A 26,289-nucleotide genomic window follows, 5' to 3' on the forward strand; every position below is an offset into this window, starting at 1 on the left:
AAATAATCAAAAATTAAGGAGCAAAATAAAATGTATCTGATTCACGGAGAACAACGGAAAATTAATCATGTTTGGGCGCATATTAAGCGGCAACACACTGGAGAAAAAATTGCAGTAGTGGGATTCCCTAAAAAGTTACCAGAAAATTATTTGCGTAATAAACAAATCACTTTTTATGAGAGTTTGACAATTAAAGATAAATGGCTCGTACAAGCAGATCAGTTTTTAGCAAAATTTGAAGACGAATACGATGGCATCATCTTTTATGTTGATTGCACTTTAAAAGAAGCAAATGAAATGAAAAAAATTGCGGCAAAATATCGTAGTCTTGTTACACTAACGGTAGCCAGTGATTTGCCAATTTCTATTGAACATCATCCTTTAGAGCAGGTGGCATAAGTGTGGCGTCCGGTTATTTCTGAAAAGGTAATTAAAAGTGGTGTCTTAATTAGCGGATTACGGTTAATGCAAAATCAAACTTGGCGCTCTAACAAGAAAAAAAGAGAATTAATGATTTTAGGAAATCAAATTTCTGAGATTATGGCTTTGCATATGACTTCAGATGAATTAATTGTGGGAATTCCTTTAAATCGGGTGGAAGTGAAGCTTTTAGAAGTGCCACGCTATGAAAATGAACAAGGATTTCATGTTTTAAGCCAAATTAGCGAATCAATTGAGGGTTATTTTATTCGGATTGAAAAAATTGTCTAAACGGGCTTATTAAGTGGGAGACTATTCATTTTGGTAAAAACTTGATTTAAATTTTATAAATGAATTTAAAACGTCCAAAAAGAGAGTTGGTAACTTATCATCTCCATCAGAGTATAGCTGGGGTGATAAGACAACTCTCTTTTTAATTTAGTTTTTATAGGAGTTAGAAAATTATTTTTCCAATTTTTTAATTAAAGTTTTCATTTCCTCAATTTCTTTTTCCTGGGCTTCAATAATACTTTCAGCTAGCTTTTTAATTTCAGGGTCAGCCAATTCTGCTCTTTTACTCGTTAAAATTGCAATAGAATGATGAGGGATCATCGCCTTCATCCACGCAACATCATCAACAGCGGTTTGACTGCGAACCATAAAAAGAGAGCCTAAAAATAGACAAATACTTGTAATCAAGATTGCTAGATTCATTTTTTTATTGGTGTACATTTTCCACATAAACAGCAACATTACAATAGCCATCGCCGCTCCCATCATAATAGCCATGAAAACGCGGGTTTGGCTAAAGAAAATATGGTCGATTTTATATACATTCAAATACATCATCAAAAACATCAGAATTGTGGAAACCCCAATCATCACTAAAAATTTTACATACTTTTTCATTTTTTTACCCCTTTCTTTTATCCGTTATAATCAAATAACGTAAAAATTTTCTTATACAATTAGTATAACGAAAAAGATAATTTTAGGATAATTTCTTACATTTAGAGCTAGCTTTGGACCTCAGTTAGAATATTATGAAATTATTTTAGCAACGTATTTTAAATTGAACATAGTGTTAGGTAGAAGAGATATTTTGCTAGGAAGCTATCTTGTATTAACTAGTAGGACGCCAAATTGATACAAAGAGTTAGTTTTTACGCTATAATTAAAGATAATTGATATAAGTAAAAAATAGATAATTTGTTAGTGGATGTAAGGAGGGTGGCTATGAAAAAAATTGCAATTATCGGTGCCGGGCCATTTGGTTTGAGTGCATTAGCCAGTTTAGTTAAAACAGCTAGAACTTTAAATGAAGAAACTGAAATTTTAGTCTTTGATCCTTATGGGCCAGGAGGAAGTGTTTGGCGAAGTGATCAAAGTGGCGAAGTAATTATGAATACGGTAATGCAACACGTCACGTTATTTTCTGAAGATGAAGGACCAAATCTTGGACAATGGAGTCAAAACCTGGCATTGTCTTTTTTAGCTTCATTGTCTGTAGCGGAGCAAAAAAAATTTATCCCAGAAACAAAATTAGCCAAAAATGATTATTGTTCGCGCCGATATTATGGACTTTACCAGCGCTGGTTTTTCAATGAAATTATAAAAAAGTTGCCTGAAAATGTTCGCATTACATTCATTAGTGAAAAAATTACCGATTTAACCATTAGAGATGAAAACATCCAATTAATAGCAACAAAAGTATATTTGGTATCTGATGTTATTCTAGCCACCGGTCATTCAAAAAATGAAGCGCGTAGGGGTGAAAAGAAACAGCAATTATTTGCCAAAGAAAATGGACTCTTTTACCAAAATCCAGGTAATCCTGCTGACGCTCCATTAGAATATTTGGTGGCAGGGCCTGTTATTATTAGAGGCTTGGGTTTAAGTTTTTATGATTATCTACCCTTACTCATCAACAAGTGGGGTGGAAAGTTTCAAGAAGAAAAAGGAGAATTCATCTATCTTCCTTCAGGTAAAGAAGAACAAATTATTGTTGGTTCCGGGCGGGGATTACCTTATCATGCGCGTCCTACTAATCAAAAAGAACCAGGAGAAGATGCACAACCACAAATTTTGACGCCAAAATTCATGACAACGTTTGATGGTTCGGTCAAAGAATTGGTGTCATTATTAAAAAAAGAAGCAGAATTAGTTTATTATGAAATTGCTTTAAAAGAAGCTAACTTAGATCTGCCGGCCTTTTTAAGCGAGTATCGCCAGTCTGATGCCAGCAGTGTGTTAGAGAAATATCAGGTTCCCAAACAGATTCAACTCGATTGGGATAAGTTGTTAAAACCTGCGCAAAATGTTTCAGCAACTGATTTTCCTGATTTTGTAGGAAAGTATCTACAAGAAGATATCTTTAATGCGCAATTCGGTAATAAAACTGGAGCACTTGCCGCTGCAATTGATACTTTTAAAGAATTACAGGCACCTTTTGAGTACATGCTTGACCATGAGAAATTCCTGCCAAAAGAATATTATGAAGATTTTTTTGGTACCTTTAATCGAGATTATAGTTTCTTGACGATTGGTGCACCTGTAATCAGACAAAAACAATTATTGGCTTTTTTTAAGGCTGGTTTTATTACTTTTTTAGCGCCAGATATGACAGTAGAGCAAGGCGATAGTGAATTTATTGCATTTAGCAAACAAGATAAAAAGCGGATGTTTAAAGGTAAAAATCTGATTGAAGCGCGTTTACCAGGCACAAGTTTAGTTAGAACGAAAAACCCCTTACTTCGCAATATGCACCAAAAAGGTTACTTAACGCCCCATACTGTCACCTTTGATGGAAAAAAACATGAAACGGGAGCGCTTAGAGTGAGTCGCAAAACGCACCAAGTGATAAATTGCAAAGGTGAGATTCAAGAACATATCTACTGTTATGGTATCCCACTAGAAGGCTTAGATTGGCTCAATGCAGCCTCACCTCGACCTAAAAGTTGTGATCGCGTCTTTTATTTAGCCAATCAAATCAGTGAAACTATTTTTAAAGGAAATGACAGTCCAATTTCTTTTAAGCAATAAGACAGCAACAGCGACTATAATTTTGCAACTAGTTGTGGCTGATGTTCAGTTAAGCCACTACTTTTCTAAAAAGCTTATAGGTAGTTAAAGGAGGTGTGACAGAAGTCTTGTCACACCTCCTATTTCCGAATAAACAGTGTTACAAAAGTAGCTTCTGTCTCAACCTCCTTAAGATTTAGACTAGTTTTTCTTATCCCATTAATTTATCAGTAATGTTTGGCATCTTTAGTAGGATAGCGACTACTTTCAAATTCGATTACAATTTGGGGTTTCCCCAATACGCTGTATTTTCTTACTACCAATTGTTTGCGGGAATTATATGCGCCCAAAACGCTAATGGTACTGCCAACGGTGACATCAGCCAAAAAATTTAATGCATGACGGCTGATTAAACAATGAATATCGTCTAATTGAAAATAGACAAGGGGATGTTCAGCTATTTTTAAAATTTTTATTTGACGAATTGTGCCTTTTAAATTAATCATCATCATCCCTCCAATGAAGACCATTTTTTGACAGTGATAAATTCTACGTTACGGATTTCATCATAATCAATTTTTTGATTGGCAATGTAAATACCTAATGTATCATAACCTTGTATCTTGCCGGTAATGTCTGGCAGATAGTGGCCTTCTTCATTTACTTCTTCTTTTTGGATAGCAATACTTTTGTCTTTTAAACGGGCTTCATATAAAATACGATCAATTTCAGTGGGCGACAGTGTCGGTTTTGGCGGCCAAGAGTAAGCTTTCGCAGCTTTTTTAGCGTCCATTTGAGCAGTGTGTTCGGATAAATAAAAACCATTCCACTTTAATAATTTGCGGTCTTCGTAAGGTGGCGGTGTGCGCATAAGATCACTTCCAACGATTTGATAATTTCATTATACGAACGTATGTTTGTTTTGTAAAGGGAGAAATAAAATTTTAGTATAAAATGGACAATAGCCCTCTCTATTACTAGAGAAGGCTATCTGACTAATCAATATTATTATTTAAGGTTGGATCAAGACTATTACTAAAATTCATGTTATTTCTCGTTTAAACGATGTATTCCCTAACCTCTAATACATCTTTGTAACTCTGAAGTTACGCCAGTTTGATTAAATTCAACGAAATAAATCAATCTATCGCATAACAATATTTTTCGCGTAGCATTAAGTATAACAGATAATAAGTCTACTTTTTATTTGCAACTATAACTTATTAAAAACTTAATTTTCCCTAAAAACTAGAAAAAATTAAATCATTGGCACCAATAAAATTTAAGATATAAAGAAATAAGACAATGCCGTTAATCAAAAAAGAAAGTAAAATAACGGCAAAACGAAACGTAACATAAGAATAACCTTCAGGACGATAGTTGGTATAGCGCTTGCCGCGATAACGTATCATGAGTAGCAGCAGACATAATGTCATTACGGCTTGAAAAATTAAGCCTAAAAAGCGTAACGCGGAACTATCAATGTTTAACTGTAAAAAATAAGCCGCTAACGTCAGAAAATCAATCAAAATAGCAAGAAATGGCATAATTTTCTCCTTGAAATTGAGTCGTTTTTTAAAATTTATATTAGTAATAAGAAAAACAAGCAGAATTTTCTTGTTTTATAAAAATAAAATGCGGAGTAAGGGATTTGAACCCTCACGTCCGTAATGGACATATGCGCCTGAAGCATACGTGTCTGCCGTTCCACCAACTCCGCTAAAAATAAGCTATGATTTATTTTAGGACAAGGTGATTTTTATTTCAAGGAAAAGCACTGGTTATAAGATGCGGTCAAAAAGGGGCGAAAAACTATTTCTACTTGTTTTCAAGACCGCTGTTTGCTAGGGTATAAAGGAATACTAAATTTATAGAAAAGAAGGAAATAGATGGATACTGTTTTAATATTAGGTGGATTATTGGGAATAATAATTGGCGTTGTAACTTTAATCAATGCGACCACCAAACATCGTAAAAAAAAGTCTAGTTTAACACTCATTGCATTTTCGGCTGTGGCATTGTTAACAGGAAGTGGTCTGTTACCAGAAAATGGGCAACTGATGCCTACAACCAGCCAGACGTCAACTCTTAATCGGCAAGACACTTCTGCTGAGCCAACAAATCAGACAGGAACGACTGCGCGTGAAGATGAAGAAAGCTCACAACAAAGTTTAAAAAAGCGCGAAGCTTTAAAAAAAGAGTTGGCGAAACTAAATTATGCAGGCAAACAAACTATCACAATCAACAAAGAACAGCCGACATTTACAAAAGCTGAATTAACAACAAAAAATGGCGCCTGGGAAAAATATTACCCATTGGATACATTGAATCGGGCGACAGGGGCAGAAGCATTACTAAATCAAAGTTTGATGCCAACTGAAAAGCGGGGCGATATTTCTAAAGTGAAACCAACAGGATGGCGCAATAAAAAAATTGGCGGCAGCTATTTGTATAATCGTTCCCATTTGATTGGCTTTGCCTTAGCTGGTGAAAATGCCAACTGGCAAAATTTAATCACAGGTACGCGTCAATTAAATAATCCAGAAATGCTGCGTTTTGAAATGGATATTAAATATTATTTAGAACAAGATAAAAAACATTTTGTGCGTTATGAAGTGACACCAGTATTTCGTAACGACGAACTTTTAGCGCGTGGCGTGCATTTAATGGCACAATCGGTGAATAGTGATGCGATAAAAATAAATGTCTATATTTTTAATGTTCAAGCAGGAGTAAAATTGAATTATCAAGATGGATCAAGCCAAATTCTTGATTAGACACCGGTAAGATAAAATAAACAAAATACCCAAACTATCAAATGACGACAAATTTTTACAGTCGCAAGGATAGCTTGGGTATTTTTAATTTAAAGCTAAGAGATTATTTGCTTTTTGATAATGATTGAGTTGTTCATCTACTTTGTCTAAGCGACGGGTGATGCGCTGTAGTAACTCTTTTGGTGCTTGATTTTTTTCTTGCATTCTTTTGGCAAGGAGTAAAATACACCGTTCTTTATCCAAACGATTTTGCGTGCGGTATAAAGTAGCAACACGCTCGATGTATTCATAGCGTTGGTAGTGGGTCGCCTCACATAAGTAGATGAGTAGATCCTCGGCTTGATCATATTGTTTTAAGTAAAAGTAATTTAAAGCTTCACGGTAAAGTTTCAACTCAAAATCTTCTTTATCAGCGTTAAAAGGATGATTTTCTAACCATTCTTTGACTGAAACTTTCCGTAAAATTTGGCCATTATCGTCTTTTACAATGATTACGGGTTGTTGTTTTTGTTGGCTTTTTTCAATTGGCATATTTTCACCTCCTAGTCCATTATTCATAACAAAAGTATTATAAAGGAAAAGGATTAAAAAAAGTGTTCATATTCTTTAAAAAGATTGTCATAATTAAAATTTTAATTATTTCTTAAGCGGAAAAAATCGACTAAACGCGAAATGCCTAAAACAACAAGCACACCTCCAAAAATTTGGAAAACAAGTAAAACACTGCGGAAAGGATTGAACAGTAATAAAGCACCTACAATCATTAATAAGATGCTAAAAACAAACCAACCTGTCCGAGCTACACCATCTTTTTTCAGTTGTAGTTCTTGAACTAATTGTGTGATACCGCTAATTAAAATAAATAGACCCAAGAAAACAGGAATAATAGAGACGAGTCCTTTGGCAAAAATTAAAATTAAAAGAGCGGCCACTAAAAGTAAGATACCTGTTGTTAATTGTGAACCTGAATGTCCTTGCTTTTGCGCGCGATAATGGTTAAATAGATTAATTGCGCCCATAATAGCAAAAAAGGCAGCGAAAATGTAGACAATCATGTTGAAAAAAGGTTCTGGCTTAATTAAAATCAAAATCCCCAAAATACCATAGGCAATCCCACTTAATAAAAAATTCTCACGAAATGTTTTAAAAAAATTATCCATTATAAAAACCCCTTTTCTTCTATTCTCTTTTTTATTGTAACGAAAAGTGACGAATAAAGGAAATAGTAGGTTTAGTTGAGGTGGATAAAGTTAGAGGACTTCAAATTGGGCTACCAATCTTTTTATGGTAAGATAAATGAGAGAGGAGGTAATTATAGTGACGACGTTTACCATTTTACTGTTTGTTTTTGTGGTCGTTTTATTTGCCTATTTGTTTTTGATCGAAAAAGAAATTGTTTTTAAATCACGCCGCAAATCCACCAGTTTTTATCTCATTTTATTGTTAGGCGTGGGAACGATTGTCATGGCTCTATTAAATCCGACAACTTTAGATGAAAATATGCGCAGGATATTGGCGGGACTGATTATTTTAAGTTTTTTAATGGATGCCAAAGGTTTTGCAGAAAATCATATTAGTGTGAATGCGATGGATAAAAAGGGAATTCCTTATAGTGAAGTGGAACGAATTGTTTTGTTAAAAACAAAAAATCAAGTGAAAGTTAATTTCTTTCGCCGCGGGATGCGCGGGCCATTGTTTGTGTTAAATGAACCGTTAGAAGAGATTGTTGAGTTTTTAGCAACGCATTTAAAAGAAGGTACGCCCATCGATATTTTATTAGACGAAAAAAAATAGACTAGTGCCAAACGATCCGTTTAGCAGCTAGTCTATTTTTGTATTCAAATTATTTAAAAGTTAAGAAACGTTCGTCGTCACTTAAGAAATCTTTTTCGCCAGCTTCAGCTTCTTTTGAGCCAAATACTAATTGTGAACGTAATTGCCAGTTGGCAGGAATATTCCATTCTTTAGCAACAGCTTCATCAATAACTGGGTTGTAGTGTTGTAAGTTAGCACCAAGACCGGCTTCTTCTAAAGCAGTCCAAGTGTTAGCAGTAGCAATACCATTTGATTGTTCTGCCCAATCTGGGAAGTTGTCAGCATATAATGCAAATTCTTCTTGTAAGTTTTTCACTGTATCCGTATTTTTAAAGAATAACACAGTACCAAGGCCTGCTTTAAAACCAGCTAATTTAGCTTGTGTATTTGGAAAAGCTTCTGCAGGTGTTAATGGTTTTAATGCCTCTTCAGTCATTTCCCATAATTTTTCATGTGCGTCACCAAATAAGATGACAACGCGAGGAGATTGTGCGTTAAATGCAGTTGGACTATATTTTACTGCTTCTTTAATAATTTCTTCAATCTCTGTTTCCTTAAGGTTAACGTTACGTCCTAATGCGTAGATTGAACGACGATTTTTGATTGCTGCTAAAAAGTTTGACATATAATAACCACCTTTTTTTATTAAGTAACAACGTTAGTATACATACTTACATTTAGTTAGTAAAATAATATGCTCACTTAAATTTTTCTTATTACTAGTCGCAAATTTTGGTGAAAAAAAGAGTCTATGGTAAAATTATAGTACGAAACTTGAGGAAGAAGGATAAAACGTTTGAAAAATAAAAATTATGAATGGCTGAAATCAGCGCTTTTTTTAATCGGCTTAGTTGTCATTTTAGTAGCAGTGCGTTTATTTATTTTTACTCCCGTTGTAGTAAAAGGAGATTCAATGGATCCCACACTACAAGATGGCGAACGGGTCATTGCTTTGTTAAATACGAAGGTAAAACGTTTTGATATCGTTACTTTTCCAGCTCCTGATGAGCCTGATAAGTACTATATTAAGCGGGTGATTGGGTTACCAGGAGATGAGGTTAGCTATCAAAATGATCAACTGTTAATTAATGGTAAAAAAGTAGCCGAACCTTATTTGGAAGAATACAAAAAACAGTTGTCTGATGGTATGCCACTAACATTAAGCCCAAATCAAGAACCGAACTTTAGTTTTGAAAAAGTGCCGGCCGGTAAAATTTTAGTCTTAGGAGATAATCGTCGTATTTCAAAAGATACGCGTTCGATTGGATTCATTGATGAAAAGACGGTTTCTGGTGATGTGAAATTTATTTTTTGGCCCTTAAAAGAAATAGGTTTTATTAACAAGTAGTTATGAAATTAAAGCAAAATAAAAGTTGACGATTGACGCGATCCGTTCAATTTGTCGGCTTTTTTTTGTTATACTATGATAGTACCTGTACTAGGATAACTTCAACTTAATGCAAGAAAGGAAGTTTGAGATGACGTTACAATTTTTAATTGGTAATGGTGCTTTGGATCATCGCCAAATTTATATAAAAAAAGCGCAAGAATGGCTCAGTCAAGATGAAGAAAATCAGGTTTTCTTTCTGGTACCTAACTATAATAAATTTGAACAAGAACAAGAAATTTTAAAGGCTTTAAAACCAGCAGGGGCAGTATCATTTTCGACTATTCGCGCGCAAGTCTTTAGTTTTTACCGCTTGGCGTGGTTTTATCTGCAAAAAACAGGCCAACTGGCTAATCAAACATTATCTGAAGCAGGTAGTTTGATGCTTTTGCAAAAGGTATTAGAAGAAAGTAAAGAAGAGTTATTACTTTATCGTGGCGAAGTAGAAAAAGCCGGTTTTTCCGCTAAATTATTAGGGTTATATCAAGAATTACAGGTGGGAAATTTAACACCAACAGATTTAGTTACTTCATTATCAAGTCAGGGTCAGCAGGCAAATGCCGATCAAACGTTAAAATTCGCGGAATTGAGTTTGGTGTTGAGTCGTTATGAAAACGAGTTAACAAAACGCCAACTACAAGTGGTGGACCCACTGGCTTTATTAACTGATTATTTTCAAGCTACAACAACTAATGGTCTTTTTGAAGCCCCTGATTTAACCAAAACCTTATTTATTGCCACCGACTTTCAAGAACTATATGCCCAAGAGCGCTGTCTATTGACGACATTGGCGCAAAAAGGGCACTTGTTAATGGATTTAGTTTTAGATAAAGCTTATGTGGAAACAGCGCCAGAAGTACTCGATTTATTTTACGATACTGGGAAAATTTACTACCAACTGTTACATGCGGCCCGCGAAAACGGCACAAAAGTATTAGTCGATTTAAAAGCTGCTCAAAAAAAGGAAGCAACTTTGCAAATTCCAGTTGAAGAATTTTGGCGTCAAACGCAAAACGATGGCAGTAAAGCTGTGGCTGCGTTACCCAAAGAAAATATTCATCTTTTTCAGGCGTTAAAACCAACTGATGAAGTGAATCGTCTTGCAATTGAAATTCGTAAACTGGTTGCAAGTGGAAATTATCGCTATCAAGACATTCAAATTTTAACCAATGATTTAGAAACTTATGGGCACTTAATTCCACCGGTCTTTCATGAATTTGAGATTCCTTTTTACTTGGATCAACAAGTTTCTATGGCGCAACATCCATTGGTGGAATTTTTACAAGCGTTGTTTGCTTTAGGGGAGTACCATTACCGCTTAAGTGATATTATGCGTCTATTAAAAACGGAATTGTTTATTCCAGATTATTTTTTTGAAAATACCACAACGGGTCTACAAGATTATCGTAATATTGTAGATCAGACGGAAAACATTGCTTTAAAGTTTAACTTTCAAGGGAGTTTTTGGACGCGAGTAGAAGATTGGCAGATTGTTCAATATGATTTTGAAAATGAAACACAAGAAGATGTGGATGAATTAACCACTAATAGTAATCGTTTACGGCAAGCTTTTTCTCAGCAGATTGGGGGATTTTTACAACGACTTGAAAAAAGTCGGACGGCAAAAGAAGCCGTAGTCGCCCTTTATCAATTTTTAATCGCTATTAAAGCAGATGTACGCGTTAAAGAATGGCGTGAAAAAGATATTGCCACAGGAAATTTAGAATTGGCCCGCAATCATGAACAGACTTGGTCGGCTTTAATGGCTTTAATGGATGATTATGTAGAGATTTATGGTGAGGATCCATTTAATTTAGCTAATTTTAGTTTACTTTTTACTACTGGTTTAGAAAATACTTTTTATGGAAAAGTTCCTTCTGCAATAGATCAAGTGCAGCTAAATCAATTAGGCCTCGCTCGGATTGGTCAAGCTAAAATTACTTTTGCCATTGGCTTGAATGATAAAAATTTTCCTGCGCCAGTTTCAGATGATAGCTTATTAACTATTGAAGACAGAGTCGTTTTAAATACTGCTTTAACCAATGACAAACAGTTGCGGGATTTAAGAGAAGAAAGTGTTTCAAAAGCTCCTTTTGTCGCTTATAAAGTTTTTTTATCTGCTTGTGATGAACTTTTTTTAAGTTATGCTATAAATCATGACACGGAGCAAAATTTACGTATTTCGCCGTATCTCCAACGTTTTGTTACGCGCGGCAATCTAGCTGTCGTGGCGCTAGAGGAATTGTCAATTACCAGTGAACCGGAAAATTTTGTGGCGACGTATCGTAATTTAGTTGGGCAATTAAATTTATTGTATCGATATGCAAAAGATGAGAAGTTGTCGCTAAGTGCAAAGTGGCGTACCTTAGAAAAAATGTTATTGGAGTCGACTTATCATAATTTGGCACAGCGAGCTTTTGAAAGCCGTGACCATGTGAATCTACCGGTTACATTACCTAAAGAAGTCGCTGAAAAACTATATGGTAAAGATTTATATTCCTCAATTTCACAAATGGAAAGTTTCTATCAGTGTGGCTATCGTTATTTCGCCAACTACGGATTACGCTTAAAAGAACGTGAGCTTTTCGGTTTAGATTCATTGACAACGGGTACATTGTTCCATGATGCGCTAGATCAATTTTTACAGGCTGTTTTTTCCAAACAGAAATTATTAGTCGAATTAGACGAACAAGAAGCACAACAGTTAATTGATACAGTTTTACAACAAATCTTTGCCGAACCGCGCTTTATGATTTTAAAAAGTTCAGCGCGTATGCATTATTTGCGTTACCGTTTGGCAAAGACAATTAAAAAAGTGGTTTGGGCGCTACAAAAGCAAAGTCAGCGGACTAAAATGACACCTTTGGCAACGGAAATCGTTTTTGGTCAATTGGCCGGGACAAATGGTATCAAAGGAATCGAGGAGCCTTTATCAACTGGCGGGAAATTAGCGGTGCGAGGAAAAATTGACCGTCTGGATATCGCTACGACTCCAGAGCATACTTGGCTTGGGGTAATCGATTATAAATCTGGTGCCAAAGACTTTAATTTAACTGATGCTTACTTCGGTTTAGCGATGCAGTTGTTAACTTATTTAGATGTTGCGTTAGTGAATGCGGCGGAATTAGTAGGAAATAAAAATGTTAAAGCAGCAGGCGCTTATTATATGCGAATTCAAGATCCGGTTTTAAAAGCAGAAGAGGCAAGTTTAGCTGAAGTTTTAAAAGCATATAAATATAAAGGAATTTTCTTAGAAGATAGTGAACTCTATCCTTTATTTGATGAGACATTAGCGGTAAAAGAACGCTCTGTCATCTATCCAATCTTAAGTAATAAAGATGGTGTATTAAATAAAGAAAGTAATTCAAAAGCATTTTATAAAGAGGATGATTTAACGTTATTGCGCCGTCATAATCGCAATTTAATGAAAAATGCAGCCGAAAACATCGTGACAGGACAGATTACTTTAAATCCTTATAAAAAGAGCAGTGGAGAAAAAGCGTGTACGTTTTGTCCATTTCGAAGTTTATGTGGTTTTGATGCTATGTTAAAACAAAATGATTACCACGAAATTCCAACTTTAGCAAAAGATGAAATTTTAAATGAAATAAAGGAGGAAAACGGCGATGTCTAAAATAAACCCAATTATTCCAGTGCGACCAGAAAATGAACGCTTTACTGATCGTCAGTGGCAAGCCGTTTTTGATGGTGGAAATAACTTATTGGTTTCCGCTTCAGCAGGATCAGGCAAGACCACGGTTTTAGTCAGACGAGTGATTGAAAAACTGAAAAGTGGCAGTGATATTGATCGTTTATTGATTGTTACTTTTACAGAAGCTGCGGCAAGTGAGATGAAAGAGCGGATTGAAAAAGCATTGCGCCAAAGCATTAATGAAGAAGGAAATAGTCAACTGCGCGCGCATTACGTCAAACAACTCGTCCTTTTACCACAAGCCAATATCTCGACACTGCACGCTTTTTGTATGACTGTGATTAAACGATTTTATTATCTTATTGACTTAGATCCGGTTTTTCGCCTGTTAAGTGATGAAACGGAAAAATTGTTATTACAAGAAGAAGTTTGGACGCAATTAAGAGAAGACTATTATGCCAGTGATGATGAAGTGTTCTTTAAATTAACGGAAAATTTTGGTAGTGATCGGTCTGACGAAGGTCTGACGGATTTGGTTATGCGTTTGTATCAATTTGCTTGTGCAGCACCTGATCCTAATGCGTGGCTGGAAAAATTGCCGGAAAATTACCAGGCAAAAGAGGGATTCCAAAATACTGCCTTATACCAAGAAAACATTAAGCCTGCTGTATCGGCAGAATTAGAGTTAGCGCGAGTAAACTATGCTAAAGCTATTGCTATGTGCCAAAATGAAGAAAAACTCTTAAAAGACTTGGAATTGTTAACGAATCAATTAGATCAAGTAAACCGGATATCTACAGCTATTTCAAATGATGATATGACTGCTCTTTTTGCTCAAATGGAAGGCTTGGATTTAAAGACGAATATTCGAAAAAAAAGAGGAGAACTTGCTGAACTTTCCGTTAGTGTAAAAGAATTACAAGCAACCGCCAAAGAAAGTGTCAGTCAAGTTACGACATATTTTCCTTATCCAGAAGCGGTTATGAATGATTTGTTGGCTAAATCTTATGATCTTGTCGTAAAAATGAGCGAGGTGACAAAAGCGTTTAGCCGCGCTTACACGCAAAAAAAATTAGCGAAAGGCGTATTAGATTTTAACGATTTAGAACATTATACGTTAGCAATTTTGGCAGCTCCTCAAAGTCCAGCCGCCAATTATTACCAAGCTAAATTTACTGAAGTGATGGTTGATGAATACCAAGACGTCAATCGTTTGCAAGAAGCTATTTTGAGCTATGTTAGAGACAATACCGAAAATGCTGGGAATATGTTTATGGTCGGAGATGTTAAGCAGTCGATTTATGCTTTTCGTTTAGCAGATCCCACCTTATTTATCGAAAAATACAATAGCTATCACCACGAAGATAATGGACGGCGAATTGTTTTATCAGAAAATTTCCGTTCCCGTAAAGAAGTCCTAGATTTTACTAATTTAGTTTTTGAGCAATTAATGGATGAACGCGTCGGCCAGATAAATTATGATGAAGCCGCGGCGTTAGTCGCAGGTTTTCCTAACTTTCCTGCCAGTGATGCATTTCAGACGGAATTACTTATTTTTGAAAAAGGTGGCAAAGAGGATGTTAAACATTTTGAAACGCGCCAAGCTGGTGAAATCCAATTAACTGCCTTGAAAATAAAAGAGTTAATGACGCAATCGTTTGAAATTTATGATAAAGAGAAAAAACAAATGCGTCCGGTAGAATATGGAGATATCGTTATATTGACTCCCACAAAAGGAAACAATCAGATAATTGTGGATACTTTTTATGAGCTCGGGATTCCTTTAGAAATTACGGATGCAGAAAGTTATTTCCAAACTACGGAAATTCAAACAATTATTAGTTTGTTAAAAATTATTGACAATCCTTATAATGACATTCCGCTAGCATCCGTTTTGCGCTCGCCAATTGTCGGTTTATTAGAAGACGAATTGGCACAAATTCGGTTGCAAAATAAAACTGGTTTTTATTATGAAGCTTTAAGAGATTATGAAAGTTACGGCACCGATGAGCAATTAAAAGCTAAAATACAAGTCTTTTTAGCACAGTTGGAAAGCTGGCGGGCTTTTTCAAAACGCAATGCGTTACCTGATTTAATCTGGCGTCTTTATGAAGAAACGGCTTATTTAGATTATTGTTTAGGTTTACCAAATGGTATCCAACGTCACGCAAATTTAATTGCTTTAGTTGAGCGGGCAAAAAATTACGAAAAAAGTAATTTTCGTGGCTTATATCAATTTATTCGTTTAATTGAAAAAATGCAGGAAAAAGATTTGGATTTAGCCGAACCTGCTACAAAATCAGTGGAAAATGCTGTACGGGTGATGACAATCCATGGTAGTAAAGGATTAGAATTTCCGCTTGTCTTTTTATTGGATATGGCCAGAGATATTAATCGCCTTGATTTTAACCGTAATTATATTTTTGAAGAACATTTGGGAGCCGGCATTAAATACATTGATCAAATGCGTCAAGTGAGTTATGAAACAATGCCCTACCAAGCGATAAAACAAGTCCGTTTAAATAAAGCTTTTTCCGAGGAAATGCGCAAACTGTATGTTGCTTTAACGAGAGCAGAACAAAAATTGTATTTAGTTGGCTCTTATGAAAGTAAAGAAAAGGCCTTACAAGCGTGGCAAAGTGCCCTTACGCAAGAAAGTCGCATCTTAAATCCCGCATTACGCTTAAAGGGAAGCCATGTCTTACTAAACTGGGTTGGCATGACTTTGATGCGTCATCCTGATATGGAGGCTATTTTTACTGAGGCCAAAGATCGTAGTTATACTGTGGAAAGTCCCGCGCATTTTACTATTCAATGGTTTGACCAAGAAGATGTGAAAAACTGGCGAGAAAACTACGAAAAGCTAGAAAATTCATCCGTTGCAACTCCTGAAGAAAATCTTTCATCAGATATAACAAGAATAAAGGAACGTTTAGATTTTATTTATCCTTATGAAAAAGCAACCCAAACTACTAGCTATCAGTCAGTAACCGAAATTAAGCGCGTGTTTGAAGATCCTGATAACACCCAGGAAAATCGCTTGGATTGGCAAAGTAATTTGGAAAAACAACAGACAGTAAATCGTTATACTGCAGAAAGTTTAGCAGTGCCAAAATTTGTGGCAGAAACCACGCAGGATGCTGCCAGTGTTGGAACGGCTACCCATACAGTTTTACAATTATTAGAACTTACACAAGCGCCGACTGAAACAACATTAGAGCAGTTTATTGCAAAATTAGTAGCTAACGGAATTTTAACCACGGAATTAGCACAAGAAGTTTCCATACCAGATATTCTTTGGTTTTTTAATACGCCATTAGGACAAGAGTTGCTCAGCCAACCTGAAAAAGTTCATCGGGAAGAACCGTTTGCCATGTTGCAAAAAACGACAACAATTTTTAAAGATTACGATAATAGTGTCGATGAATTGTTAATTCACGGTATTATCGATGGCTATGTATTAGATGATGAAATTTTACTTTATGATTTTAAAACGGATCATCTATGGCAAGGCAATGAAGCCGAATTGGTAAATCGTTATCAAGGGCAAATTAATCTTTATCGTCAAGCATTGACAGAAACTTATCAGCGCCCTGTTACAAAGAGTTATCTGATTTTTTTAAAGGGACGTAAAATAATTTCACTTTTGTAATCTTTTGTGCTTACAAAATGTAAGAAGCGTGCTATAATGTGACAAAAGAGGTGACCGAAAGTGGAACAAGTTGTAGAAACTGAATTTTGTTTGTGTCCAAAATTTGAAAAAGCTTTTTCAATTTTGGGAAAGAAATGGAACGGTTTGATTCTCGATGTATTATTAGAAGATGGGTCCCAACGCTTTGTTGATCTGGCAAATAAAATTCCCGAAGTAAGTGATCGAGTTTTAGTGGAACGTTTGCGAGAATTAGATGCTGAAGGTATTGTTGAAAAAGACGATAACTTATATCAGTTAACTAAAAAAGGCCGCGATTTAGAAACTAGTTTAATTGCTGTTAAAGATTGGGGCAATAAATGGATTGATGCTTCAGAATGCAGTTGATTTTCAGACAAAAGTTTTGTAAACTAAATACAATTAAATAAAAAGCAATGATGGAAACAAGTAATTTGGTTGATACGAAAAAAGGGAGACCTGTCATAGACTGAAAGCAGGGGTCGTAATCGAAAAATGAAATTCACTTCCTAGCTTGCTTAGTGAGAGCTAAGCCGGTTGTCTAGCAATCGTTATTAAAATAAAGTGCGTTGATTTTTGACGAATTAGGATGGTATCGCGAGACCTCGTTCCTTTAGGAATGAGGTCTCTTTTTTTTTGATAAAATAAAGATTTTCTTAGGCTTTAAGCTTAAATAAAAAATGAGAAAGTCTTTTCATTAAGGAGGAACAAGAATGTCATTACAAGCCAAGTTGGAATCATTGAAAAATGAAACTATGGAAAAAATTGACAACGTAAGTGATTTACAAGCGCTAAATCAAATTCGGGTAGAAACGTTAGGAAAAAAAGGCCCGATTACTGAGGTATTGCGTGGAATGAAAGATTTATCAGCCGAAGAACGTCCCAAAGTGGGAAGTTTTGCTAATGAAATTCGTGATGCATTAACAAAAGCCATTGAAACGCGTAAAGAAGTATTAGAAGAAGCGGCATTAACCGCTGCGCTTTCAAAAGAAAGTATCGATGTTACTTTACCAGGACAACAGATAAATAAAGGAAATCGCCATGTTTTAACCCAAATTATGGAAGAAATTGAAGATATTTTTGTCGGCATGGGCTATCAAGTTGTCGAAGGTTATGAAGTTGAAAGTGACCATTACAACTTTGAACGGATGAATTTACCAAAAGATCACCCAGCCAGAGATATGCAAGATACATTTTATATTTCCGATGATATTTTAATCAGAACTCATACTTCACCAGTCCAAGCACGGACAATGGAAAAACATGATTTTTCTAAAGGACCGTTACGAATGATTTCTCCAGGAAAAGTTTTTCGCCGTGATACTGATGATGCTACGCATAGTCATCAATTCCATCAAATTGAAGGTTTAGTTGTTGATAAACACGTTACGATGGGGGATTTAAAAGGAACTTTAGAGGTTATGATGCAAAAAATGTTTGGGGAAGATCGCAAAATTCGCCTGCGTCCAAGTTATTTTCCTTTTACCGAACCTTCTGTAGAAGTGGATGTAAGTTGCTTTAAGTGTGGCGGTGCAGGTTGTAATGTTTGCAAATATACTGGCTGGATTGAAATATTAGGCGCTGGTATGGTTCATCCAAACGTTTTAGAAATGTCTGGAATAAATCCAGAAGAATATGCTGGTTTTGCTTTTGGGATTGGACCAGATCGAGTTGCGATGCTGCGCTATGGTGTCAACGATATTCGTAACTTCTATCAAAATGACCTGCGCTTTTTAAGTCAATTCAAAGGAGAGTAAAAATTTATGTTAGTTTCTTATAAATGGTTAAACGAATATTTAGACCTTACTCAAATTTCTCCGAAAGAATTAGGGGATAAAATGTCTGTTACAGGCATTGAAGTAGAAGGTATTGAAGTGCCCGCAGAAGGATTAAAGAAAATTGTCGTCGGGAAAGTGGAAAAATGCGTTCCTCATCCAAATTCTGATCACTTATCGATTTGCCAAGTCGATATTGGTGCAGAAGAATTATCGCAAATCGTCTGTGGTGCTCCTAATGTTAAAGAGGGAATTAAAGTAATTGTGGCATTACCTGGGGCACGTATTGCTGGTAATGTAAAAATTAAAAAAGGTAAAATGCGGGGCGAAGTTTCAAATGGTATGATTTGTTCTTTACAAGAACTTGGTGTTTCAGAAAATGTCGTACCAAAAGAATTTGCTGATGGTATTTACTATTTGCCTGAAGATGCCGTTGTAGGAGAATCTGTTTTTCCTTATTTAGATTTAGATGATAGTATTATTGAATTATCTATCACTCCTAATCGTGCAGATGCCTTATCTATGCGAGGTGTGGCTTATGAAGTCGGGGCAATTTACAATCAAAAACCGCACTTTAAAGATGAAAAATTAGTTGAAAGTGATCAGGCAGCTCATGATAAAATTAAAGTGAGCGTAGCAGATGAAAAAGATGCGCCAGCTTATCAAATTCGTATCATTGAAAATGTTAAAATTGCGCCTTCACCACAGTGGCTACAAAATCGTTTAATGAATGAAGGAATTCGGCCGATTAATAACGTGGTGGATGTTACCAATTACATTTTATTATTATTTGGTCAACCGTTACATGCTTTTGACTATGCTAAATTAGGTAGTCAAGAAATTTTAGTTCGTCGGGCGAATGCTGGAGAAACACTTACTACTTTAGATGATGAACAAAGAAATTTAACCCCAGAAAATATTGTGATTACGAATGGAGAAAAACCAGTAGCCTTAGCCGGTGTAATGGGTGGATTAGATTCTGAAATTACAGATACGACGACAACAGTTGCCTTAGAAGCTGCTTTGTTTGATCCATTGTCTATTCGTCTAACCTCAAAACAATTCAATTTGCGAAGTGAATCTTCTGCTCGTTTTGAAAAAGGTATTAACAAAGGTGCTATTAACCAAGCCTGTGAAGTGGCGGCTGCGATGATTGCAAAACTGGCTGGCGGCACAGTTTTAAAAGGTGCGGTAGTAGGCTCTGCTGTTGAAGTTAGAAATGAAGAAGTTAGCATTACTTTAGCTAAAATCAATCGTTCTTTAGGAACTGACCTTTCTGTAGCGGACGTGGCGGCAGTGTTTGAAGCGTTACAATTTCCATTTACTGAAAGCGATGGATACTTTACAGTGACGATTCCACCTCGTCGCTGGGATATTCACATTGAAGCAGATATTCTTGAAGAAGTGGCCCGTATTTACGGTTATGATAAAATTCCAAGTACATTACCAAGTGGGGAAACTGTTGCAGGTTCTTTGACAGACGAACAATTAAAAACACGTGAAGTCCGTAGCACTTTAGAAGGTGCCGGGTTAACCGAAGCGATTAGTTACGCTTTAACCACAGAAGAAAAATCTAGTCAATTTATGCTACGTAAGAGTAATGTAACCCGCTTGGATTGGCCGATGACAGAAGATCGTGCTGTGTTACGTATGAACTTAATTAGTGGTTTATTAGATGATGTGGCTTATAATGTGGCGCGGAAAAATGATGCTATCGCATTATATGAAATTGGCCGTGTCTTTTACCAAGACGCAGATCCGTTGAAAAACTTGCCATTAGAAGAAAACCATGTTGCTTTTGCGTTGTCTGGGTTATGGCAAACAAAAGATTGGCAACAAGCAAGTGAAAAAGTTGACTTTTTCTTAGCCAAAGGAATTGTTGAAACACTTTTAACAACTTTAGGTGCAACAGATATTTCCTATGTTAAAACTACAGCAATAAAAGAAATGCATCCAGGTCAAACTGCTGAAATTTATGTGGGTAGTGAGAAAGTTGGTTTGGTGGGACAAGTTCATCCGACAGTCACGAAAGCTTATGATATTGGCGCAACTTTTGTAGCTGAATTAAACTTAGCTGCATTATTGGCAACTCAAAAATCACCATTAGTTTATCAAGCTGTTTCTAAGTTCCCAGCAGTCAGTCGTGATATTGCGATGTTAGTAAAAGAAGAGGTTACAAATCAAGAAGTTGTAGCGGTAATTAAAGAAGCAGCCGGTAAATTCTTAAATAAAGTTAGCTTGTTTGATGTTTATCAAGGTGCTAACATTGAAAATGGTTATAAATCACTTGCTTACAGTTTGACTTTTGTAAATCCAGAAGCAACCTTAACCGATGAAGAAATCAATAAAGCAATGGAAAAAGTAACCAGAAATCTAACTGAAAAATTAACCGTAGAAATTCGGTAATTAAAAAAAGCTGTTATCAGCGTCATTGTGACGCTGATAACAGCTTTTTAATGTTTTTCTTTAGTGAAATGAAGAATGAACAAAGGAATTAGTAAGATGACAGCAGAAAGAATAATTGTGGCAAATCCTAAAACATTTGCTAACAAACTATTTAAGGTAGCGCCACAAACAAAACTAAAAATGATAATCGCCGTATCTTTGAACTTGGCGCTAGCTTTTTGATCGTGATGAATAAAAGCATCCCAAGTTGTTTCACCTAGTGTCCGTAAATTTCCAGTCATCATTAAAGAAGTAAAAGGACCCGCATGAAGCTTGCGAAACTCTTGTAATTGGGCAGCGGCCGCTAATGACAAAAGGGCGCTGGCGAATTTATCAGAAATATAAGGTGAGAGAAGTGCCACACCTACCATCAAGCTAATTTCTAGTATTAAAACAATTTTTTGACGGCTTCTTAGACTAGTATCATCTGCTAATTGGTGTTGAAGAAAACGAGTGGCCACACTACCAATGAAAAAGGCTGTGATTGGCACTAGATAGCGTAAAATAGCAGTAAAATCACCTTGTCCTAAATTTAATCCTAATAAAATGAAGTTCCCCGTCTGTAGACCCGCAAATACTTCGCCGTGGAAAAGATATGTGTAAGCATCTAAACCACCAGCAGCAGCAGCTAAAAACACCCCAATAATTAACCGTTCATGTAAAGGATATTCTCTATCTTTCAATATTTTCACCTCACCAACAAGTCTTATCTTTAATCTAGTCGCAAGAAAAGATTTTGACAACTATTTTGTCTTTACAAAAAAGCGCAATTTAAGAAAAGATTTTCTTAAATTGCGCCTTGGTAAAAAGATTAAAATGTAAAAAAATCAAAATAAAGAAGAATGTGAATTAATTGAAATAAGCAATCCCCATTGCTGCCTTGACTTCTGCTAATGTTTGAGCAGCTACTGCTTCAGCTTCTTTAGAGCCTTTTTGTAAGATTGCCATAACGGCAGCTGGATCCTTTGCTAACTCTTCACGACGTGCGCGAATAGGGGCAAATTCAGCTTCTAAAACATCAATTAAGTAGCGTTTAATTTTGACATCACCTAAACCGCCACGACGATAATGATCTTTTAACTCCGCGATGTATTCTTTATCGGTTCCAAAAACATCTAAGTAGGTAAAAACCATATTACCCTCTACTTGTCCAGGATCCTCTACGTGAATGTGATTTGGATCAGTATACATGCTCATCACTTTCTTTTTAACAACATCGATAGAATCTGCAATATAAATGCCGTTACCAAGTGATTTACTCATTTTACCGTTACCGTCAATGCCTGGTAAACGTCCCATGCCTTTAGGTGGTAAAACAGCTTTTGGCTCAACCAAAACAGGACGGTAAGTATTATTAAAGCTATGAACGATTTCTTGGGTTTGTTCTAGCATTGGTTTTTGGTCTTCACCAACTGGGACAAGATTAGCTTTAAATGCGGTTATATCAGCAGCTTGGGAAACCGGATAAATGAAAAAGCCCGTCGGGACACCTTCACCGAAATTCTTTTGTTCGATTTCACTTTTTACTGTCGGATTGCGTCGCACACGTCCGACTGAAACTAAATTTAAAAAGTACATGGTCAACTCAGCTAGTTGCGGAATTTGAGATTGGATAAATAATGTCGATTTACTTGGATCAAGGCCGACAGCTAGATAATCCAAAGCGACCTCTAAGACATTAGAAGAAACTTTTTCAGGATTTTTGGCATTATCAGTTAGTGCTTGCATATCGGCAATCATAATGTAAAGTTTGTTGTTTGGATCAGCTTGCATTTCTACCCGTTTTTTTAAAGAGCCAACATAGTGACCTAAATGAAGGCGGCCTGTGGGGCGATCCCCAGTTAAAATAGTATTTTTCAAGAGTTTTCACCTTTTTCTGCTTTCTATTCTCATACATGTCAGTTTACCTTTTTTTAAACTTTACGGCAACTATCAAAAAAGCAAATAACTGGAAAATAGTAATGTAAACTGGGAGAATAAGTTAGGGATAGAACTGGTGCTAAAATATTACTGAAAACAAAAGTAAGTGACATATTCGTGTGATAAAACTTATCAAGTTGGCGAAATGTTATTGTCAGAAAAATCTGTCGATTCAAATCTTTTTTTGTAAAAAAACTTTACAAATGTTTTTTAATTTGCTTATAATACTACTTAAACCAAACATCAATAGAATTTAAATTTAAAACAGGAGTGACGCCAATGTCTATGATCGAATTTCAAAACGTGGAAAAATACTATGGTAAATTTCACGCACTAAAAAATATTAATTTGAATTTTGAAAAAGGGGAAGTTGTCGTAGTTATTGGACCTTCCGGCTCAGGAAAAAGTACCATGTTACGCTGTATCAACGGTTTAGAAAACATTTCTTCAGGCCATTTGTTAATTAATGATCAAGATTTATACAGCAAAAAGACGAAATTAACAGATATTAGAAAAAACATTGGGATGGTTTTCCAACACTTTAACTTGTATCCCAATAAAACTGTGTTAGAAAATATTACATTAGCGCCGATTAAAGTTTTAAAACAAAATGAACAAGATGCGATTGCTTTAGCAGAACGTTTATTAGATCGGGTAGGAATGTTGGATAAAAAAGATTCTTATCCTTCGATGCTTTCAGGTGGACAACAACAACGGGTAGCGATTGCCCGCGGGTTAGCGATGCAGCCACAAATGCTGTTGTTTGATGAACCAACTTCCGCGTTAGACCCAGAAATGATTGGTGATGTTTTAAATGTTATGAAAAAAATCGCCAAAGATGGTATGTCGATGATTGTCGTTACCCATGAAATGGGTTTTGCTAAAGAGGTAGCCGATCGCGTTGTCTTTATGGCTGATGGCGAGGTAGTGGAAGAAAGTCGCGATGTCGAAAATTTCTTCAATAATCCAAAAACTGATCGCGCGAAACAATTTATTAGTAAAGTGATTAATCACTAATAAAAAAAGTCTGTGATAAAAAGTGAAAAGGATTGGAGGAAAGTTGATGAAGAAAATCTTTTCGGCGTTTTTTGGATTTGCTGCAGTTTTACTTTTACTAAGCGGTTGTGGAAAAAGTGTAGCAGATCAAGATATCGCAAAAGTTAGTAAAGAAAATAATCAAATTATTTGGGGAGTAAAATACGATACCCGCTTGTTTGGAATGATGGATGTCACAACCAATGAAGTCAAAGGTTTTGATATTGATATTGCCCGCGGAATTACTGAAAAAATCTTAGGTAGAGATGGCAACGCTATTTTTGTGGAAGTTACCTCAAAAACGCGTATACCATTATTAAAAAACGGTAACATCGATGCCATTATCGCGACGATGACGATTACAGAAGAGCGTAAAAAGCAAGTGAATTTCTCACAAGTGTATTTTGACGCTGGTCAGTCATTACTTGTACCAAAAGATAGTAAAATTACGAGTGTTGATAGCTTAACAGCGGACGATACTGTCTTAGCTGTTAAAGGCTCTACTTCGGCGGTAAATATTCGTGAGCATGCACCTGATGCTAAAATTTTAGAGTTAGAAAATTATGCGGAAGCTTTCACTGCCTTACAGTCAGGCCAAGGCGATGCGATGACAACCGATAATGCAATTTTATTAGGTATGGCATCAGAAAATAAGAATTATAAATTGGCCGGTGAAACATTTACAGAAGAGCCGTATGGGATTGCCATCAATAAAGGGCAAGATAATTTCTTAAAAGAAGTGAACAAAGCCTTAGATGAAATGCATGCAGATGGCACGTATGATGAAATTTATAATAAATGGTTCCCAGGGGATAATACCGGGAAAGTAAAATAAAGGAGGCCGGTTATGCTGACACTATTTCAAGAATACAGCGGTATGTTTTTTGAAGGGTTCAAATTTACAATTTATTCCAGTGTAATTGCCCTTTTCTTTAGTTTAATTATTGGGACGTTAATGGCGATTTTGCAACTTTCCAGCAATCGAATTATCAAATTTTTAGCGCAAGCTTACGTGGAATTTTTCCGTAATATTCCACTGCTGATTATTGCCATGTTCTTTTTTGTCGTTGTACCTTTATACTGGGTTCAAATCGACGGATTTCAAGCTGGGACGATTGGCTTAGTCATTTATACTTCGGCCTTTATCGCCGAAACAGTTCGTTCTGGAATTCAAACAGTACCAAAAGGTCAGACAGAAGCGGGCCTTTCCCAAGGACTAACGTACAGTCAAACAATGCGTTACATTGTTTTGCCCCAGGCATTTAAAATTGTTGTCCCACCACTAGGTAATCAGTTTATCAACTTAGTCAAAAATTCTTCTGTCCTAGCGATGGTGGCAGGTCTTGATTTAATGTATCAAGGTGATTTAATTGCTAGTACCACCTTCAATACATTTGATACGTATATTATCGTCGCTTTGTTTTACTTAGTTTTAACATTGCCACTTTCTTATTTAATGAATCATTTAGAGAAAAAATGGGCCGTAACAGGCTAGAAAGGAGCGGGTTAGATGGATTTTTTTGATGCATTTTCTTTTGTTAATTTACGCTTTTTATTCGATGGTCTGCGGGTCACAGTAGAAGTGTCAATCTTATCGATTATTTTTAGTTTTATTATCGGTGGCGTCGTGGGTGTTATTCGTTTTAGTAATATCCCATTTTTATCCAAAATTTTAGGTTTTGTGATTGATATTATTCGTAATTTACCGTTATTGTTAATCATCTTCTTTACGTATTTTGCACTACCTCAAATTGGGATCCGCTTTGATATTTTCTGGTCTGCGGTTGTTGCGTTGACGATATTTGAATCTGCGATGTTATCAGAAGTTTTTCGAGCAGGGTTAAACGCAGTGCCAAAAGGACAGATGGAAGCAGGTCTTTCGACTGGTCTAACTTATAGCGAAACCATGCGGGCTATTGTAATTCCACAAGCTTTTAAATCGATGATTCCGGCAATTGTTAGCCAGTTAATTTCTTTAATTAAAGATACGTCTTTGGCGGTAATTATTTCATTGCCAGAACTGACTCATAATGCGAAAATTATTTATGGTCAAAATGAAAATTATGTATTGCCAATGTTTTTAGCTATGACGGTTGCTTATTTTGTCGTTTGTTACGCTTTATCTTTGGTATCGAAATATCTCGAAACAAAACAATACAACTATTAAATACTAGCAGCAATTTTTTAGGTGATAGGGTTATTGCCTAAAAAATTGCTGTTTTTAATTGCTATAAGAAATGTAAATATTTTTTATTTTAGCGTTAAATAAAGCTGCGTTTTAAAGATAATCAGCAAGACTTGAAAAAAAAGGAAAAAAAAGCGAAAATAGAGACATTAGTGGAATAAATTTGCTTTAATTTTAATTAAAGCTTTAA

The 26,289-nt window shown here is 35.8% G+C and carries 24 protein-coding genes and 1 tRNA gene; 15 read left to right on the forward strand and 10 right to left on the reverse strand.

Annotated elements, in window-relative coordinates; genetic code table 11:
• The first annotated feature begins 30 nt into the window (after window positions 1-30).
• Window positions 31-399, forward strand: coding sequence for a hypothetical protein (locus RU96_RS01985; RefSeq protein WP_071863876.1), 369 nt, complete (start codon window positions 31-33; stop codon window positions 397-399).
• Window positions 400-711: a hypothetical protein gene (locus RU96_RS01990; RefSeq protein WP_071863877.1), complete on the forward strand. Its 312-nt coding sequence runs from the start codon at window positions 400-402 to the stop codon at window positions 709-711.
• 171 nt (window positions 712-882) lie between these two features.
• On the opposite strand, the gene RU96_RS01995 is transcribed toward RU96_RS01990, so the two are convergent.
• Window positions 883-1,329, reverse strand: coding sequence for a DUF305 domain-containing protein (locus tag RU96_RS01995; protein WP_071863878.1), 447 nt, complete (start codon window positions 1,327-1,329; stop codon window positions 883-885).
• Between the two features lie 327 nt (window positions 1,330-1,656).
• On the opposite strand from RU96_RS01995, the gene RU96_RS02000 reads away from it, so the two are divergent.
• Window positions 1,657-3,462, forward strand: a complete 1,806-nt coding sequence (locus tag RU96_RS02000) for an FAD/NAD(P)-binding protein (RefSeq protein ID WP_071863879.1) — start codon at window positions 1,657-1,659, stop codon at window positions 3,460-3,462.
• A gap of 206 nt (window positions 3,463-3,668) precedes the next feature.
• Here the strand turns inward: RU96_RS02000 and RU96_RS02005 are convergent, their stop codons facing one another.
• From RU96_RS02005 to RU96_RS02020, 4 genes are all read right to left on the reverse strand, one after another.
• Window positions 3,669-3,947 (reverse strand): hypothetical protein, encoded by a 279-nt coding sequence (locus tag RU96_RS02005; RefSeq protein ID WP_071863880.1) that lies wholly within the window; start codon window positions 3,945-3,947, stop codon window positions 3,669-3,671.
• Between the two features lie 2 nt (window positions 3,948-3,949).
• Complete coding sequence (locus tag RU96_RS02010) at window positions 3,950-4,312, reverse strand: hypothetical protein (protein ID WP_071863881.1); 363 nt, start codon at window positions 4,310-4,312, stop codon at window positions 3,950-3,952.
• A gap of 370 nt (window positions 4,313-4,682) precedes the next feature.
• Window positions 4,683-4,988: a hypothetical protein gene (locus tag RU96_RS02015; protein WP_071863882.1), complete on the reverse strand. Its 306-nt coding sequence runs from the start codon at window positions 4,986-4,988 to the stop codon at window positions 4,683-4,685.
• A gap of 89 nt (window positions 4,989-5,077) precedes the next feature.
• Window positions 5,078-5,161 (reverse strand) — tRNA-Leu (locus RU96_RS02020).
• A 340-nt stretch (window positions 5,162-5,501) separates the two neighbouring features.
• On the opposite strand from RU96_RS02020, the gene RU96_RS02025 reads away from it, so the two are divergent.
• Entirely contained in the window at window positions 5,502-6,218 is a 717-nt protein-coding gene (locus RU96_RS02025) for a DNA/RNA non-specific endonuclease (protein WP_417323498.1), read from the forward strand.
• An 84-nt stretch (window positions 6,219-6,302) separates the two neighbouring features.
• Here RU96_RS02025 and RU96_RS02030 read toward each other — a convergent pair whose 3' ends face one another.
• Together RU96_RS02030 and RU96_RS02035 are read right to left on the reverse strand one after the other, a co-directional pair.
• On the reverse strand, window positions 6,303-6,749 hold the full coding sequence (locus RU96_RS02030; protein WP_071863884.1) for a hypothetical protein: 447 nt from the start codon (window positions 6,747-6,749) through the stop codon (window positions 6,303-6,305).
• A gap of 101 nt (window positions 6,750-6,850) precedes the next feature.
• Window positions 6,851-7,378: an HdeD family acid-resistance protein gene (locus RU96_RS02035; protein ID WP_071863885.1), complete on the reverse strand. Its 528-nt coding sequence runs from the start codon at window positions 7,376-7,378 to the stop codon at window positions 6,851-6,853.
• 157 nt (window positions 7,379-7,535) lie between these two features.
• On the opposite strand from RU96_RS02035, the gene RU96_RS02040 reads away from it, so the two are divergent.
• Entirely contained in the window at window positions 7,536-8,012 is a 477-nt protein-coding gene (locus tag RU96_RS02040; protein ID WP_071863886.1) for a hypothetical protein, read from the forward strand.
• A gap of 49 nt (window positions 8,013-8,061) precedes the next feature.
• Here the strand turns inward: RU96_RS02040 and RU96_RS02045 are convergent, their stop codons facing one another.
• Window positions 8,062-8,658 (reverse strand): nitroreductase family protein, encoded by a 597-nt coding sequence (locus RU96_RS02045; RefSeq protein WP_071863887.1) that lies wholly within the window; start codon window positions 8,656-8,658, stop codon window positions 8,062-8,064.
• A 171-nt stretch (window positions 8,659-8,829) separates the two neighbouring features.
• Here RU96_RS02045 and lepB point away from each other — a divergent pair, with 171 nt between their 5' ends.
• From lepB to pheT, 6 genes are all read left to right on the forward strand, one after another.
• On the forward strand, window positions 8,830-9,381 hold the full coding sequence (gene lepB / locus RU96_RS02050) for a signal peptidase I (RefSeq protein ID WP_071863888.1): 552 nt from the start codon (window positions 8,830-8,832) through the stop codon (window positions 9,379-9,381).
• A 130-nt stretch (window positions 9,382-9,511) separates the two neighbouring features.
• Complete coding sequence (locus RU96_RS02055; RefSeq protein ID WP_071863889.1) at window positions 9,512-13,054, forward strand: PD-(D/E)XK nuclease family protein; 3,543 nt, start codon at window positions 9,512-9,514, stop codon at window positions 13,052-13,054.
• Window positions 13,047-16,724 carry a helicase-exonuclease AddAB subunit AddA gene (gene addA / locus RU96_RS02060; RefSeq protein ID WP_071863890.1) on the forward strand — a complete coding sequence of 1,226 codons (3,678 nt, stop codon included), beginning with the start codon at window positions 13,047-13,049 and terminating at the stop codon, window positions 16,722-16,724. The genes RU96_RS02055 and addA overlap by 8 nt, the downstream gene beginning before the upstream one ends.
• A 60-nt stretch (window positions 16,725-16,784) precedes the next feature.
• Window positions 16,785-17,108 carry a winged helix-turn-helix transcriptional regulator gene (locus tag RU96_RS02065; protein ID WP_071863891.1) on the forward strand — a complete coding sequence of 108 codons (324 nt, stop codon included), beginning with the start codon at window positions 16,785-16,787 and terminating at the stop codon, window positions 17,106-17,108.
• A 344-nt stretch (window positions 17,109-17,452) separates the two neighbouring features.
• Complete coding sequence (gene pheS / locus RU96_RS02070; protein WP_071863892.1) at window positions 17,453-18,496, forward strand: phenylalanine--tRNA ligase subunit alpha; 1,044 nt, start codon at window positions 17,453-17,455, stop codon at window positions 18,494-18,496.
• A 6-nt stretch (window positions 18,497-18,502) separates the two neighbouring features.
• A complete protein-coding gene (gene pheT / locus RU96_RS02075; RefSeq protein WP_071863893.1) occupies window positions 18,503-20,920 on the forward strand; it encodes a phenylalanine--tRNA ligase subunit beta in 2,418 nt (805 codons plus the stop codon).
• Between the two features lie 47 nt (window positions 20,921-20,967).
• Here the strand turns inward: pheT and RU96_RS02080 are convergent, their stop codons facing one another.
• Both RU96_RS02080 and trpS read right to left on the reverse strand, forming a co-directional pair.
• Window positions 20,968-21,642 carry a YoaK family protein gene (locus RU96_RS02080; protein ID WP_071863894.1) on the reverse strand — a complete coding sequence of 225 codons (675 nt, stop codon included), beginning with the start codon at window positions 21,640-21,642 and terminating at the stop codon, window positions 20,968-20,970.
• A 166-nt stretch (window positions 21,643-21,808) separates the two neighbouring features.
• Window positions 21,809-22,819: a tryptophan--tRNA ligase gene (trpS, locus tag RU96_RS02085; RefSeq protein ID WP_071863895.1), complete on the reverse strand. Its 1,011-nt coding sequence runs from the start codon at window positions 22,817-22,819 to the stop codon at window positions 21,809-21,811.
• A 339-nt stretch (window positions 22,820-23,158) separates the two neighbouring features.
• Between trpS and RU96_RS02090 the strand changes: the two genes are divergently transcribed.
• From RU96_RS02090 to RU96_RS02105, 4 genes are read left to right on the forward strand one after another with little or no spacing between them, the layout of a single operon-like run.
• Window positions 23,159-23,896, forward strand: coding sequence for an amino acid ABC transporter ATP-binding protein (locus RU96_RS02090; protein WP_071863896.1), 738 nt, complete (start codon window positions 23,159-23,161; stop codon window positions 23,894-23,896).
• A gap of 46 nt (window positions 23,897-23,942) precedes the next feature.
• Window positions 23,943-24,749: a transporter substrate-binding domain-containing protein gene (locus RU96_RS02095; RefSeq protein ID WP_071863897.1), complete on the forward strand. Its 807-nt coding sequence runs from the start codon at window positions 23,943-23,945 to the stop codon at window positions 24,747-24,749.
• Between the two features lie 12 nt (window positions 24,750-24,761).
• A complete protein-coding gene (locus RU96_RS02100) occupies window positions 24,762-25,409 on the forward strand; it encodes an amino acid ABC transporter permease (RefSeq protein WP_071863898.1) in 648 nt (215 codons plus the stop codon).
• A gap of 15 nt (window positions 25,410-25,424) precedes the next feature.
• Window positions 25,425-26,081 carry an amino acid ABC transporter permease gene (locus tag RU96_RS02105; RefSeq protein ID WP_071863899.1) on the forward strand — a complete coding sequence of 219 codons (657 nt, stop codon included), beginning with the start codon at window positions 25,425-25,427 and terminating at the stop codon, window positions 26,079-26,081.
• Window positions 26,082-26,289: the final 208 nt, after the last annotated feature.

It is taken from the genome of Enterococcus canintestini, from assembly GCF_001885735.1.
GTDB classification, from domain to species: domain Bacteria; phylum Bacillota; class Bacilli; order Lactobacillales; family Enterococcaceae; genus Enterococcus_C; species Enterococcus_C canintestini.